This window comes from Chryseobacterium salivictor, assembly GCF_004359195.1.
Taxonomy (GTDB): domain Bacteria; phylum Bacteroidota; class Bacteroidia; order Flavobacteriales; family Weeksellaceae; genus Kaistella; species Kaistella salivictor.
The window spans coordinates 206,863-220,584 of record NZ_CP037954.1 but is presented as its reverse complement, the minus strand read 5'-3'; the positions used below and the strand labels follow the sequence as shown (position 1 = coordinate 220,584).

11 protein-coding genes and 3 tRNA genes are annotated in these 13,722 nt (G+C 37.7%); 9 read left to right on the top strand and 5 right to left on the bottom strand.

The features are described from left to right. Positions 1–873: a 4-hydroxy-tetrahydrodipicolinate synthase gene (gene dapA / locus NBC122_RS01100; protein WP_133438607.1), complete on the bottom strand. Its 873-nt coding sequence runs from the start codon at positions 871–873 to the stop codon at positions 1–3. A gap of 110 nt (positions 874–983) precedes the next feature. On the opposite strand from dapA, the gene NBC122_RS01095 reads away from it, so the two are divergent. Genes NBC122_RS01095 through recO form a run of 4 tightly spaced genes read left to right on the top strand, consistent with a single transcriptional unit; the run spans position 984 to position 5,652 of the window. Next, positions 984–1,754 (top strand): 5'-nucleotidase C-terminal domain-containing protein, encoded by a 771-nt coding sequence (locus NBC122_RS01095; protein WP_133438606.1) that lies wholly within the window; start codon positions 984–986, stop codon positions 1,752–1,754. Next, positions 1,747–2,697 carry a bifunctional metallophosphatase/5'-nucleotidase gene (locus tag NBC122_RS01090; RefSeq protein WP_133438605.1) on the top strand — a complete coding sequence of 317 codons (951 nt, stop codon included), beginning with the start codon at positions 1,747–1,749 and terminating at the stop codon, positions 2,695–2,697. The genes NBC122_RS01095 and NBC122_RS01090 overlap by 8 nt, the downstream gene beginning before the upstream one ends. Positions 2,698–2,701: 4 nt before the next feature. After that, positions 2,702–4,963, top strand: a complete 2,262-nt coding sequence (gene porZ, locus NBC122_RS01085; RefSeq protein ID WP_133438604.1) for a type IX secretion system anionic LPS delivery protein PorZ — start codon at positions 2,702–2,704, stop codon at positions 4,961–4,963. Further along, complete coding sequence (gene recO / locus NBC122_RS01080; RefSeq protein ID WP_133438603.1) at positions 4,963–5,652, top strand: DNA repair protein RecO; 690 nt, start codon at positions 4,963–4,965, stop codon at positions 5,650–5,652. The genes porZ and recO overlap by 1 nt, the downstream gene beginning before the upstream one ends. A 67-nt stretch (positions 5,653–5,719) precedes the next feature. Here the strand turns inward: recO and NBC122_RS01075 are convergent, their stop codons facing one another. Next, positions 5,720–6,427: a hypothetical protein gene (locus tag NBC122_RS01075; protein ID WP_133438602.1), complete on the bottom strand. Its 708-nt coding sequence runs from the start codon at positions 6,425–6,427 to the stop codon at positions 5,720–5,722. A 59-nt stretch (positions 6,428–6,486) separates the two neighbouring features. Here NBC122_RS01075 and NBC122_RS01070 point away from each other — a divergent pair, with 59 nt between their 5' ends. After that, positions 6,487–6,927, top strand: coding sequence for an RNA-binding S4 domain-containing protein (locus NBC122_RS01070; protein WP_133438601.1), 441 nt, complete (start codon positions 6,487–6,489; stop codon positions 6,925–6,927). Here NBC122_RS01070 and NBC122_RS01065 read toward each other — a convergent pair. Further along, on the bottom strand, positions 6,914–7,432 hold the full coding sequence (locus tag NBC122_RS01065) for a shikimate kinase (protein ID WP_133438600.1): 519 nt from the start codon (positions 7,430–7,432) through the stop codon (positions 6,914–6,916). The genes NBC122_RS01070 and NBC122_RS01065 overlap by 14 nt on opposite strands. 107 nt (positions 7,433–7,539) lie before the next feature. Here NBC122_RS01065 and NBC122_RS01060 point away from each other — a divergent pair. The 4 genes from NBC122_RS01060 to NBC122_RS01045 all read left to right on the top strand — a co-directional run bounded on the left by NBC122_RS01060 (position 7,540) and on the right by NBC122_RS01045 (position 9,539). Beyond that, positions 7,540–7,612: transfer RNA gene (locus NBC122_RS01060), tRNA-Lys, on the top strand. Between the two features lie 39 nt (positions 7,613–7,651). Continuing rightward, positions 7,652–7,734: transfer RNA gene (locus NBC122_RS01055), tRNA-Leu, on the top strand. An 81-nt stretch (positions 7,735–7,815) separates the two neighbouring features. After that, positions 7,816–7,888, top strand: a tRNA-Lys gene (locus NBC122_RS01050). Between the two features lie 190 nt (positions 7,889–8,078). Next, positions 8,079–9,539, top strand: a complete 1,461-nt coding sequence (locus NBC122_RS01045; RefSeq protein ID WP_133438599.1) for a glycoside hydrolase family 130 protein — start codon at positions 8,079–8,081, stop codon at positions 9,537–9,539. Positions 9,540–10,033: 494 nt separating this feature from the next. On the opposite strand, the gene NBC122_RS01040 is transcribed toward NBC122_RS01045, so the two are convergent. Together NBC122_RS01040 and NBC122_RS01035 are read right to left on the bottom strand one after the other, a co-directional pair. Next, positions 10,034–12,319, bottom strand: a complete 2,286-nt coding sequence (locus NBC122_RS01040; RefSeq protein WP_133438598.1) for a glycosyltransferase family 4 protein — start codon at positions 12,317–12,319, stop codon at positions 10,034–10,036. 213 nt (positions 12,320–12,532) lie between these two features. Then, a complete protein-coding gene (locus NBC122_RS01035; RefSeq protein WP_133438597.1) occupies positions 12,533–13,705 on the bottom strand; it encodes a glycoside hydrolase 100 family protein in 1,173 nt (390 codons plus the stop codon). Between the last annotated feature and the right edge of the window lie 17 nt (positions 13,706–13,722).

Genomic DNA, 13,722 nt, shown 5'->3' with positions numbered 1-13,722 from the left:
TTATATTTTTGCCATTTCTGCTTTTATCTTATCCTGTAATCCTGGAGTAGCAATTACTAAAGGCAATCTTACATGGTTTTTAATAATTCCCATTTCTGCTAAAATTGTTTTAATTCCGGCCGGATTTCCTTCAGCGAAAATCAATCTTGTAATTTCGACTAATTTGTTGTGGATTTCATACGCCTCTTTTACTTTGCCATCAAAAGCGAGTTGAACCATGGTGGAGAATTCTTTCGGATATCCTTGCCCGATCACCGAAATCACGCCATGTCCACCAGCTAAAGTGACAGGAAGTGTATATTCGTCATCGCCGGAAACCAGGTTGAAATGTTCCGGTTTTTGACGCAGAATATCAAAATATTGCAGAATGTTTGGTGCTGCTTCTTTAATTAAAAATAAATTCGGGAAATCTTTTGCCAATCTTAAAGTGGTGGCAGCTTCCAGATTTTGTCCGGTTCGTGACGGTACATTATAAATGATAATTTGTTTGCCCGTTCCTGCCAATACTTTGTAATGCTGATAAAGTCCTTCCTGGCTCGGTCTGTTATAATAAGGTGATACCGAAAGTATAGCGTCGAAATCTGATAAATCGGTCTCTTCGATTTGTCTTTTCACCTGCATCGTATCATTTCCGCCAATTCCCAAAACCAAAGGAAGACGTTTATTGTTAACCTTTATAATATGTTGAATGACTGCTTTTTTCTCTTCATCAGAAAGGGTAGCTGCTTCGGCGGTCGTTCCTAAAACAACCAAATAGTTTGTTCCGTTGGTGATATTGTATTCTACCAATTGGGTTAAAGAATCAAAATCTACAGATAAATCTTCATTAAAAGGCGTAACCAAAGCTACACCAAGACCTTTTAAATTGTTCATTTTTATAAAATTAATGTTTCAAAATTACGAAAATTAATACGAGAATTTATTAAAAAAAAGGATTAGTTTATATTCATATCTTTATATTTGCAATAATAGATTTTATGAACATGAAGACAAAATATCTCATTTTTGGGGTGTCGCTTTTATCGGTTATTTCGTGCAGAACGCCGCTGAATGTAGCCAATGTGCAGACCGGGAAAAATATAGCACTATCGACAGATTTACCGGAAGATGCCTTATTCACAAAGACCATAGCGCCTTATAAAGCGGAACTGGAAGGAAAGATGAATAAAATAATTTCCCATACTTCGGTGGATTTAACCAAAGAAGGAGACAACAGTACTTTAGGAAATCTTCTGGCAGATTATACTTTTGAAGGAGCTGATGAGTGGGCAAAAAAAAATGGAATCACCAATGGAGTGGACGCTGCGGTAATCAATATCGGTGGTATCCGAACTACGATTGGAGCTGGCGATATCCTGACCAAACAGATTTATGAAGTCATGCCATTTGAAAATGAAGTGATCATCGTGAAAATGAAAGGAAGCGATTTGCAGGGACTTTTCGATTATTACCTGAAAACACTGAAAAACAATCCCGTTTCTCATTTGTATATTGAAACTGAAAACGGAATGAATGTTAAAGAATTGGTGAACGGAAAAGAAGTAGAGCCGGGCCAAACCTATTATATTGCAACTTCTGATTATTTAGCGCTGGGTGGTGATAACATGGATTATTTTAAAAAAGGCGAACTGATTCCTACAGGTATAAAATTACGGGATTTGTTTTTGGAAAAATTCATAGCCAATCCGGAAATTAAAGTTCCGACAGATCTGCGCCTTAATTTTAAAAACAAAAAAAACAAAACCGATGAATAGGAAACAGTTTCTAAAAACCCTGGGTGGTGGCACATTGGCGATGACTTTGGCGCCAAATCTTTTGTTGGCCGAGAATTTCCCAGCTTTAAATGTGGCTTCAGAAAATCAACTTACCATTCTTCATACCAACGATCAACACAGCAGAATTGAACCTTTTGATTCCAGTTATACCAAAAATCCAAACCAAGGCGGTTTTGCACGGCGGGCAGCTTTGATCCAAAAAATAAGAAGTCAGGAAAGCAATGTTCTTTTGCTGGATTCCGGTGATACTTTTCAGGGAACGCCCTATTTTAATTTTTTTGGGGGCGAACTTGAATTTAAGTTAATGTCGATGATGGGTTACGATGCTTCTACGATGGGAAATCACGATTTCGACAACGGTTTGCAGGGATTTAAAAAGGTAAGGCCGAACGCTAAGTTTCCGTTTATTTGTTCCAATTATGATTTTAAAAATACCATTCTCGATGGTGAAACTGAAAAGTATAAGATCTTTAATAAAAACGGAATTAAAGTCGGGATTTTCGGAGTCGGAATTCAACTGGCTGGTTTAGTGGGCAAGAAAGATTATGGCGAAACCGAATTTCTGGATCCCATCGAAACCGCACAGCATTATGCCGACTTTTTAAGAAAGGAAAAAAAATGTGATATGGTAATTTGCTTATCCCATATCGGATATGATTATAAAGACGATCCCAAGAAAGTTTCAGATAAAATTTTAGCAGCAAATACAGATGGGATCGATTTGATTTTAGGAGGCCATACCCATACTTTTTTGCCGGAACCACAATCTTTTTTGAACAGATCGGGGAAGAATGTTTTGGTCAATCAGGTAGGTTGGGCAGGATTGCTTTTAGGTAAAATCACCTTTTATTTCGATAAAAATAAAAAGGTGAAAAATGTTTCATGGAACAACCAAGTTATCGATGACCGCATTTTAGTATAACCCCATGAAAAAAATACTGCCCCTTTTACTTTATTTCTTTTCATTGAATTTTTCTGCGCAAAAAATTTCCTCGGCTAAATGGTCAGATTTATTTTCGTACAATAATGTTTTGGCTATTCGGGAAGACAGCGGAAAACTCATTGCGGCCACAGAAAATGGAATCTTTTTCTACACTCCGGCGACTGGTGAAATAACCAAATTATCAAAAGCCAACGGACTTCATGAGGTGAAGATTTCCGCCTTTGATTATAACCCGGCAACCAAATTTGGACTGGTAGGTTACAAAAACGGATCATTGGATGTGATTACGCCCGAAGGGATTACGTATGTGGTAGATATTCCCATTGCAACAGGATATAGTGGTGATAAAAAAATAAATCATATTTCTATTACAGGGAATTTAGCCGTAATCTCAGTTGGTTATGGGGTTTCTGTTTTCAGATTAGATAAAAAAGAATTTGGAGACTCCGCCTTTTTTATAAATAGTGGTACTTATCAGGCATCCAGAGAAGCGGTAATTAAAGATAACATCGTTTACGCTGCCACCTCTACCGGCTTGAAAAAGCATGAAATGAATGTGACCTTTCCAATTTATACGACCTGGGAGACGGCAGCGGGTGGTGATTTTACTCAAATTGCTAAAGGAGATATTTTAGCTTATGCAAATACTAACATGGTGAAATATGGTGACGGAAGCACGTTCTCAACATTACCGCAGCGTTTTTCGAATGTTCAGGATGTTGTCGTGACTGCACAAAATATTATTGTTGCAGATTTAAATGCAGTTTCAGTTTTTGGAATTACCGGCAATCTGATAAAATCATATTCAACAGCAGAGCAGCTGAATACAGGATTTTTCTACTTTTCAAAAATTTATGCAGGTACTAAAGTTTCGGGAATTTTAAATGAGAACGGTGATGTTTTGAAACCTGATGGACCTTACGATAATACATCATACAAAATTTCCTTACTGGACGATAAACTTTATGTTTCAACGGGCAATAGAACAAACAGATATAATGACGCATCTCCAAATGCTAAAAATCTTGGTTTTTATTATTTCACAGGTTCAGAATGGATATATCCGACCTTTTTTGTTAACAGTTCATTAGGATTTAATGTGATGGATGTAGTAGCTAATCCTTCAGATATGACAGAGGTTTTTTTTACAAATTATATTCCAACGGGCAGTCAGGGTGTATATCGAATGAAATATGATCCCTCTCGAAAAGATTTTGAGGTAAAGAAAGTGTACACAACAGGAAAAGATTTTTATCATGGTAGACCTTTAGGTCTTGCATACGATAAAAAAAATAATCTTTTTGGTACTGTTGCCTATTTGGATATTGAAAATACTGCAGGAAATTCTGGAATGATGGCTTATGACAAATCTTCGGATTCATTTTCTTATAAAACCCTTAAGATGGGCACAGGGGTACAGAAACCTTTAATTTCTGATGGTTATATTTGGATACCCCTACCTAGAGATGCTGCTTTGGCTGCAGTGAATTATAAAGGGACCTCAAGTGTCTTGGATGATGATATTTATTTTGTACGAAAAACGGCAGGTTTACCAGCAAGCTCCGAGGGTATAATCTCAGTAGCGATGGATCGTTCAGGTGACTTGTGGATTGGGACTGATAGTGGAGTGAGGATTCTTTCTTCTGCAGTATCAAATATTCAAAATGATCCCAGTGTAAATCCCATAATAATTGAAGAAAATAGTGTTGGTGAAGAGCTGTTTCGAGATAGCAGTATTTTACAGATCGAAGTAGATAGTGGGAATCAGAAATGGATATCTATTAGCGAGGGTGGAGTCTTCTATTTAAATTCAACAGGAGAAAAGACGATTAATCGTTTTACAAAAGAAAACTCTCCTCTTCCCACCAATAGCGTTACCGACATTAAAGTGGACAGCAAAACCGGAAAAGTATATTTTGTAACTCTGGATGGAGTGGTTGTCTACCAAGGCGATGTTTTGGAAGTTACCGAAAACTTCGGCGATGTTTTGGTGTATCCAAATCCTGTTGTTTATGCTCAGTACAAAGGGAATGTGCGTATCCGGGGTTTAGCCGCTAAAACAAATATCAGAATCACTGATGCAGCAGGTAATTTGGTTCATCAAGCCGTCGCGCGCGGTGGGTCTTATGAGTGGAATCTTACTAATCATCGTGGTGTGCGGGTAGCATCTGGAATTTATTTTGTCTTAATGACCAATGAAGATGGAACAGATACCGCTACTGCTAAAATTGCGGTGGTGAATTAATGCAAACTCAAAACTGTTTTCTTCTTTCTTATTTAAAATATGGCGATAATGATGCAGTCTTGCATTGTTTTACCGGCGAAAACGGTTTTCAGAGTTTCTTTGCGAAAGGAATTTATTCAGCCAAAAATAAAATGAAACCCTATCTTTTTCCGCTTAATTTATTAAACATAACTGTTTTTAAAGCTGTGGCAGAAAATAGAATATCCCGAATTTCAAAAATAGAACTGGCTCCGGATCATTACGATTTTCAGGAAGTTGCCATGAATTCGATTTTGTTTTTTACTGCTGATTTCTTACATCAGGTTTTGCGCGAAGAAGGGAAAAATATAATGCTGTTTAAAGAAATTGAAACTGTAAGAAAAGAAATCAGTGCTCAAAATTACGACGCGTATCTGGTTTTTATTTTTAAATATCTTTCTATTTCAGGAGTTGCACCGTTATATGGCGATCAGAAATTTCTAAATCCGGAAAGTGGAATTTTTGAAGATCATATATCTCATCCTTTTTTTGATGAAGCTATTTCTTCGCTTTGGAAAAGATTTTTAAATAGCACCGATGCTTATGAGATGAGGCTGAAGCGTGACGAAAGAAGCTCGTTTCTGGATGCGCTGATGATCTACTGCCGGATTCACATCACCGGTTTCTACACACCGAATTCCTTAGCAGTCGTCCGGCAGATTTTCGAATAGAAAGTTTAGATATAAAAAAAAGTTCCTTGGAATAAGGAACTTTATCTTTTTTAATAAATGTATTTTTCTAACGTGGCGTTGTTTTATAAACCTGGAAGTTAAATATAAAACTTCTGTCTTTAAACGAAATGTTATTATAATTAAAATGAGCATCACGCGCAAAAGCTGCACGGGAAGGCACTATAATTACACCTTGCAGATTATAATTGGACTCATTTGGAAGATCATAAGCTTTGAACTTCTGAAGCGCCTCTATAAATCCTTCTATTTCATAGAAATTTCTTTGTTTTTCAATCTCCGTTTTACCGTTTTTCAAAACGTCATCTTTAACATGAAAATACGCAGGATCCAGTTCTGGGATTCCCGAGCCGTTAATTGTATTTCTAAAAGAGTAGGGAGAGGTGAATGCTACGTTACCATCTGTATCGGTCGCAACATAAGTCATCGAGTTGCTCATTAATGTAATAATATCTGAACTTCCTATTTCCTTTCCAGGATTTGGCTGGGCATTGGGTCTCATGATGTAAATAACACCTGAAGGCAGAGTTACGGGATTTAATTTTGATAGTTTCACATTGATGACGTCTGTGTCAACGTATTCTTTAAGATTTCCTTTTGCATCCAGGTAATGGGTTTCCAGAAACTTCTTTGCAGCAACGTCATCATTGGTGTTTTGAGTTTCGATATTTACTTCAGGCACTATTTCCTCACCATCTTTTCTGCAGGAAGTAATTGCAATGGAAGCCAGAGCAAGGAACAAAAATGTTTTTTTCATATTTAATATTATCATTAAATTGCTAAAATTATTTAATTCAGCAAAAGTATAAATAAAATATGAGAATAGATAAGTTTTTATGGTGCGTTCGTTTTTATAAAACCAGAAGTATTGCTACAGATGAGATTAAAAAGAACAGAGTCTCGCTCGCAGGTCAGACTGTAAAATCATCCAGAGAGGTGAAAGACGGAGATTTGATTAAAATTAGAAAAAACCAGATCGACTACCAAATCAAAATTATACAGATTCCTAAAAGCAGAATAGGTCCAAAATTGGTTCCGCTCCATATCGAAGACCGCACGGAAAAAGAACAGTATGAAATTCTGAAATTACGAAATCTCAATCAGGAACATTACCGGAACAAAGGAGAAGGCCGACCAACCAAAAAAGACCGAAGGGAACTCGACGGTTTTACCGCAGGAGATAGCAATTCTGACATGGAGAACAGCGACTGGGACCTGTTTTTCAGCGAGGTGGATGACGACTCTAAGGAAGATTAATTAAAGCAATGATTTCATCGCCGATTTCTTCGGGAGTTTTAGCATCTGTGGCGACGGTGTATTTTGCCTGGCCGTAGAAAACCTGTCTTTCAAAAAGATGTTTCGCAATAAATTCTGGGAGATTTTCATCAGGGATTTTTGCAATCAACGGGCGTTTTTGCTTTTGTTTCAACAGCCGTTCCGTCAATGTTTTTACTGAACTTCGTAAATAAACACTTTCGCTTTTTTGGGTAATGAGTTCGATATTGTTATAATAAGCGGGAGTGCCGCCACCTAAACTCAGGATGCAGTCTTTTTCGGTATCAAAAATTTCTTCTAAAAGAAGTCTTTCTTGTTTTCTAAAGTAGATTTCACCCCTTTTTTCGAAGATTTCGGGAATTGTCATTCTGTTTTTCAAAAATATTTCCTTGTCTAAGTCAATTAATTTTAATTGAAGTTTTTGGCTCAAAACTTTGGAAATGTGAGATTTGCCGCTGCCCATATACCCGATGAGTGAAATTATCATATTTTTATTTTGTACAAAGTTCCAAAAAAATTTTGAGAATTTAAAAAAAGAAGTATCTTTGCACCACTCTAAAACGAGAATACAACAGTTCAGATTTAGAGGTGACCGACTCGGTAGCTCAGCTGGTAGAGCAATACACTTTTAATGTATGGGTCCTGGGTTCGAATCCCAGCCGGGTCACAAGCGAAAAACCTCCGTATGTTTTTACGGATTTTTTTTGCCTGCGTGGTGAAATTGGTAGACACGCCATCTTGAGGGGGTGGTTTCCTAAGGATGTGCTGGTTCGAGTCCAGTCGCAGGCACACAACATCAGCAATGAGTAATCAATAGATGAGTAATGTTAAATTGCTTATTACTAATATTCATTATTTATTAAAAAGACCGACTCGGTAGCTCAGCTGGTAGAGCAATACACTTTTAATGTATGGGTCCTGGGTTCGAATCCCAGCCGGGTCACAAAATTACTTTTTCGGAAGTAATTTTTTTTTCATATTAATATTTTGTGATTTGGTGTTCAAAAGTCTTCTTATTAGGAAGACTTTTGTTGTTTCTGGAAGTTAAGGATTCAAACTTTAACATAATTTTATCGTTGCAGTTTATTGTTTTTTTATTCTTCTTTGTACCTTAGATGTTCAAAATCAATACGATGAGAGTTCCAGTTACACGAAAACAATTGCATTTCCTACCTGACTCCAGTAGGGTAGTTGCGCGCTATTTTATGAATGGTGATACTGCGACGAAAGATACTTTAGCATTGGTTTTTGCGATGAGTGATTACGAAGTCCATACCGCTTTAAACCAAACATTAAGGGAGTTTGCCTATAGACATCGTCACATTACTTATCTTTTTAAGAAGCATTATAATAATGTGATTGGCATCATTAAAGAAATGCAGGTTAATATCAATGAAATATCAGAGGAGCGTAAACTTCTGATCGGTTCATATCTTACGATGGAATATTCCCTTGAATCGACTGCATTTTTTAACCCTTCTATTATTCCCGATGTGGATCAGACTTATCTGGAGAAAGGCGAAATGCGCGTTATCATTTCCTTCAGAGCCACTGGTGAAGGTCATATCTCATCTATCGTATTCCGGCGGGCAATACTAGATAGAAACAACGATTTACACTTGATGAGTATCGGCAAATCGATGGACATGGCTGAAGTCCTGCAAAAAACTTCTTACCATAAGGGAAGGTTTGTTAAAAAAATGCAGGAGATGAAAATTCCTGATAAGTATTATATTGACATTGTTGAAAATCTACCCAATCATTTTGATTATGCTACTTTAAAAAATTCTGTAGACAGTACATTGAAAGATGCAAGTATAAGTACTGATAGAAAGATTGCTCTGGAAGAAATTGCATGGTTACTGGAGTCTTATTATGATATTGAATTTCAGCATGACTCAGATATTAGCGAACGTGTAATTTATCCTGTTTCAGAATCGGAAAGCAATGGGATCGAAGATGCCCGTTTTGTTCAGTTTACAGATGATGATGGAAGCGTGAAATTTTACGCTACTTACACTGCCTATAATAGTCATACTATTTTACCAAAGTTTCTTTCCACCGAAGATTTCTGCACCTTCAGAATTATGCCTTTGCGCGGAAAAGGTGCGATGGGAAAAAATTTGGCATTTTTCCCCAAGAAAATAAAAGGTCAATATGCAATGCTGTCCCGGATAGACGGAATTAATAACTATATCATGTTCTCTGATCGGAATACGCTTTGGGATAATCCGATTCTTCTTCAGAAACCCAAGTATGCATGGGAATTTTCGAAAATAGGAAATTGCGGCTCACCGATCTGGACCGAAAAAGGATGGTTGATCATTACCCACGGAGTAGGTCCGATGCGAAGATATTGTATTGGCGCGTCGTTACTGGATTTGGATGATCCGACCAAAGAAATTGGAAGGTTAGAAGAACCGTTGCTCATTCCGTTGGCAAACGAGCGGGAAGGATATGTTCCCAATGTCGTGTATTCATGCGGATCCATTATCCATAATAACCATCTGATTTTGCCTTATGCAGTTTCCGATTATTCTACCACTTATGCCGTTGTGGAGTTGGCAGCATTATTTGAAGGTTTAAAGATTTAGACCGTATAAAATCGAATTGACAAGAGGAAAGATCTTTTACAAAACTTGACTCAGAATTATATCGAAGATAGTGACGGTTTTTTTTAAAAACTTTAATCCTAACTTTCCGGTCAGCATACAGTCAGCATATGGTCGGTATACAGTATAGGTTACTGCGAAGGAGAGTGCAGTAAAATATACACCAATTGATTTTGATCGTGCTCCCATATTTTGATCTCGAACCGGAATACTGTTTTTTACTATTACGTTTGAGTTAAATTATTCAGATTAACTTTCCGAATTGGAACATTTAAAAAATTGAATTTGATGTACCCATTAGTAATGAAATTATTCTGTTACGCTTTGTTAAGTGAAATCGAAAACTTCATGAAGTCAAACCGTACTCAAAAATAGAAAAAAACGAGTATTTATAAATTGCATCATTGTGTTAAAAATTTTCATTATAATTTAAGATGTATTTTGAATTTTTTGCAGAAGTGAGTATGAAGGATTATCTAATCTATTTTTGAAATCTCCGTCTCACTATGCCGTGTTGTGTGGTTGACTGAATTATTTGAAGTACTCACTTCCCGAAAATGAGCGGATTCTTCATACGCTTGTAAGACCGTAAGATGCGAAATGAGATAGGCCAGTGAACTTTCGGCGCCCTGATTGCGGTTAATGCCATAATCCTCGAAACCATCACAACATCCTTTGGTCTCAAAATCATACAGACTCAGCCGAAGATCATTTTCACCTAAAAACCAGAGATAAGAAGTGAAAATATTTTCGAGATACTTCCTGTCTTCTGTTAAAACAAATGCTTGATGGTATGCCAGTACCATGGCCATCGCATCTATTGGCTGCTGCGCGTAAACAGAACGTTCTTTATCTTTTATGAACCATTGTCTGTTGCCAATTACAGATAAATAACCATCCTTCAGTGTGTGAGTAGTCAGGAAATTCATGGATTCAAAGGCAATGTCTTTTGCTTTTTTATTTTCTAAGACTTGTGAGGCATGTAATAATGCTAAAGGCAGAATCCCATTATCATACGCCAAAAGCGATTCAAACCAATCCCAGTCTTTTGATCTGTTTTGTTCAAAATGTGCCACAAGAACGTCCGTCATTCTTACCAGACACATCTTTATCTCGAGATCTCCCGGATTTGCTTTAAGGTAATAGCTGATGCCAATCATTGTGTTGGCAATACCTCTGATTGATTTCATTTTTTCAAAATTAGGAGCTGCATCAAAAAAGACCAACCTTGCTGTCTGGTAAAAAGCATCATTCGGAGCGTTTTGCATGAGATAACCGAGACTCCAGATCGTTCTTCCAAAGGAATCCTCCGAACCCACCTCGTCCAGAAAATTGCGGTTGAAGCTGAGGAAATTTCTGAAAGTCCCATCCTTATTCTGCATATAATGGATATAGCTAAGATAAATTGGCATTAAGTCTAATGCAATTTGATTCTTTTTTAGTTTATAGGCCATACAAGCCATCAACATCGCACGGGCATTGTCGTCTAAGCAATAGCCTTCTTTCAGGTTAGGGATTCCAAATTTTGCATGCTGAATAATTCCGGTATCATCAGTCAGCCTTTTTATATGAGTTAATGAAAATGGGGGTAACAATAAGGGATCGATATCGGTGTCATTTTTCTGTTCTGGTTTTACGGGGTCATAAGTCAATTGCTCAGCCAGTTCAATGTACTTCTCACCGATTTTTGGCCAGATGATTCCCTGACCATATTTTTCAGCTTTTTGCTGAATGGTTTTCATTAACTGGGGTTTGTCAAACAATTCATTCAGGACCTTTGTTAAAGCGTGCTCATCTTTAAAATCGAAAAGACATCCTTTGTTTCCGGTTAGCAGTTCTACTGCATGCCAATAGGGAGTAGAAACCACAACGCAGCCAGAACCCATGGCGTAAGTTAAGGTGCCGCTCGTAATTTGAGCTTCATTAATATATGGGGTGATATAAATATCACACGCAGCGAGATATTTAAAAAGCGCTTTTTCTTCAGCAAATTCATTGATTAACAGGACGTGGTCGCTTATTTTGAGCGTTTTTATGAGGAGATGAAGGTAGTTTCGGTATTGTTCACCTTCGGATCTGAGTAAGTGGGGATGCGTTTTTCCTAAAACGACATAGACGATATCAGGATGCTTTTTAATGATTTCAGGCAACGCTTTAATTACGGTTTCAATTCCTTTATTGCGGCCCACGAAACCAAAGGTTAAAAGCAGTTTTTTATCGGTAAATTTCAGTTCCGCTCTCGACTTCTCTTTATCAAAATGAATATCGGGGACGCCATGCTCAATTCGTAAAATTTTTGCAGACGGAACATGATAAATATCTTCAAGAAATTGAATGGCTTTATGACTCATGACCACTAATTTATCGGACATGGTGCAGATTTTTTTTAAAATGGCTTTCTCGGTGTAAGACGGTTTTTGAAGAATGGTATGCAGCGTTGAAATCAAAGGAATTTGCAAACGGTGTAAAAGCGGCAAAATATAGACGCCACTTTGTCCCCCATAAATCCCAAATTCATGCTGCACGATGCAGACATCTGTATCACTTTGATTAATAAAATCAGCAGCTTTCAAATAATCGGTCTGATGTTCCTGACGTATTGTGAATTTCACCTCAGGCGGAAATGGGTAATTTTCCTGACCGTCATGCATGGCAATAATAATGACCTCATTATGGTCTTTTATGGCATGAACTAAACTCTGCGTAAAAGTTCCTATTCCGCATTCCCGTGGTGGATATGTAGCTATAAAGGCGATTTTCATTTTCTCAGTTTTTAAAAAAAATAAACAGCTGCTAATCAGTACGATAATCTGTTAAATTGCAAGCTAAGGTATGGAATTTTGCTTGAAAACAATTGAATATTAGCAGTTTAGAATTACATAATTCATAGATTCCTTTGGTTCAAAATAAAGGATGTACTGTCAGTTTTCATTAAAGGCTATCGGTCAAAGAATGCCGGAAGTTTTCAACACTAATTAGTCCGACCGGATACCATCAAAAAACGGGGTATATCTTTTTTGAACACAAGCTGCTGCGTATAAATAATTGGAAGCACTCCAGGATTGCCAATCCTGACCCATTGGATTTCCTGTTTGGGCTTTATACCATTCATTAAAGCTAAATTCTAAGTTCTCGTTTCTGCCTTTTTTGATGAGGTTGGTCAATGCGAGAAGTTTCTTTTCTGCCACCTCGAATTCTTTTGCGGCGACCAGCGCTGCAATATAAAATCCGCTGATAAATGGCCAGATTCCGCCATTATGATAATCTCCGGGATTATTGAATTCTGAATATCTCGGTAGCCAATCCGAATCTTCCGGGAGAATAAAAGGGAAAAAATTGGGCGTCAGATCAACTGCCAAATCCTTGGTTTTATGCATTTGTTGACATTCGTTTTCTATCCATTTTACCATCTCTCCGGCTTTTTCTGCCGACGCTAATCCGGACAGAATGGCGAGACTGTTTCCCAGTAAATCAAACCGGGTGCTGCTGTAAATTTTATAAGACCACAAAGCGTAATAGGGTTTGTCTTTAATAGAAAATCCTTCGTGCGGACAACTGTGGGATTTGTCTGAAGAATAGGTCAACTGCCGCATTGCATTTCCGAGGTTTTCGGCTTGCTGGTGTTTTCCCAAAAGTTGAAGCCCGGAGTAGGTCAGCGTATTGACGAAAAGCCCATGGCCGGGCACCCATTGCTCATCGCGCCAATCACTGGTTGGCTGTTGCGCTATTAAGTGATAGCTGGTTGGACACTGGTATTCCATCCAAATGATTGCTTTGTTTACCGCGTCTTCAAGAAAGTTTGGGTCACCGAGTATTTTTCTGAAAATCCCGACTGCCATTAAAAATAATGGAGTAGTGTCACTGGAACCAAGATTGGCTTTATCACTGACGAGTGACGGGATTTGTCCATTTTCCGATTGATTTTTGGCTAAGGTCGATAAGACATTTCTTGAACTCTCTATCAGTTCTTTATTTTCACTGGTTGCGATTCCCAATACTGCTATCAAAAGATCCCGGGTATAAGGTTCGGGATATCCCCATCCTGCGGTTCTTGGTAAATCGGCAACGGTTCCATGAGCATTGTGCAAAAGTACTTCTATGGCTGCTTTCTTGGCATCTTCAATCTGTTGGTTTTCTTCAGGTAACATGATGGTTTTATTTTTTT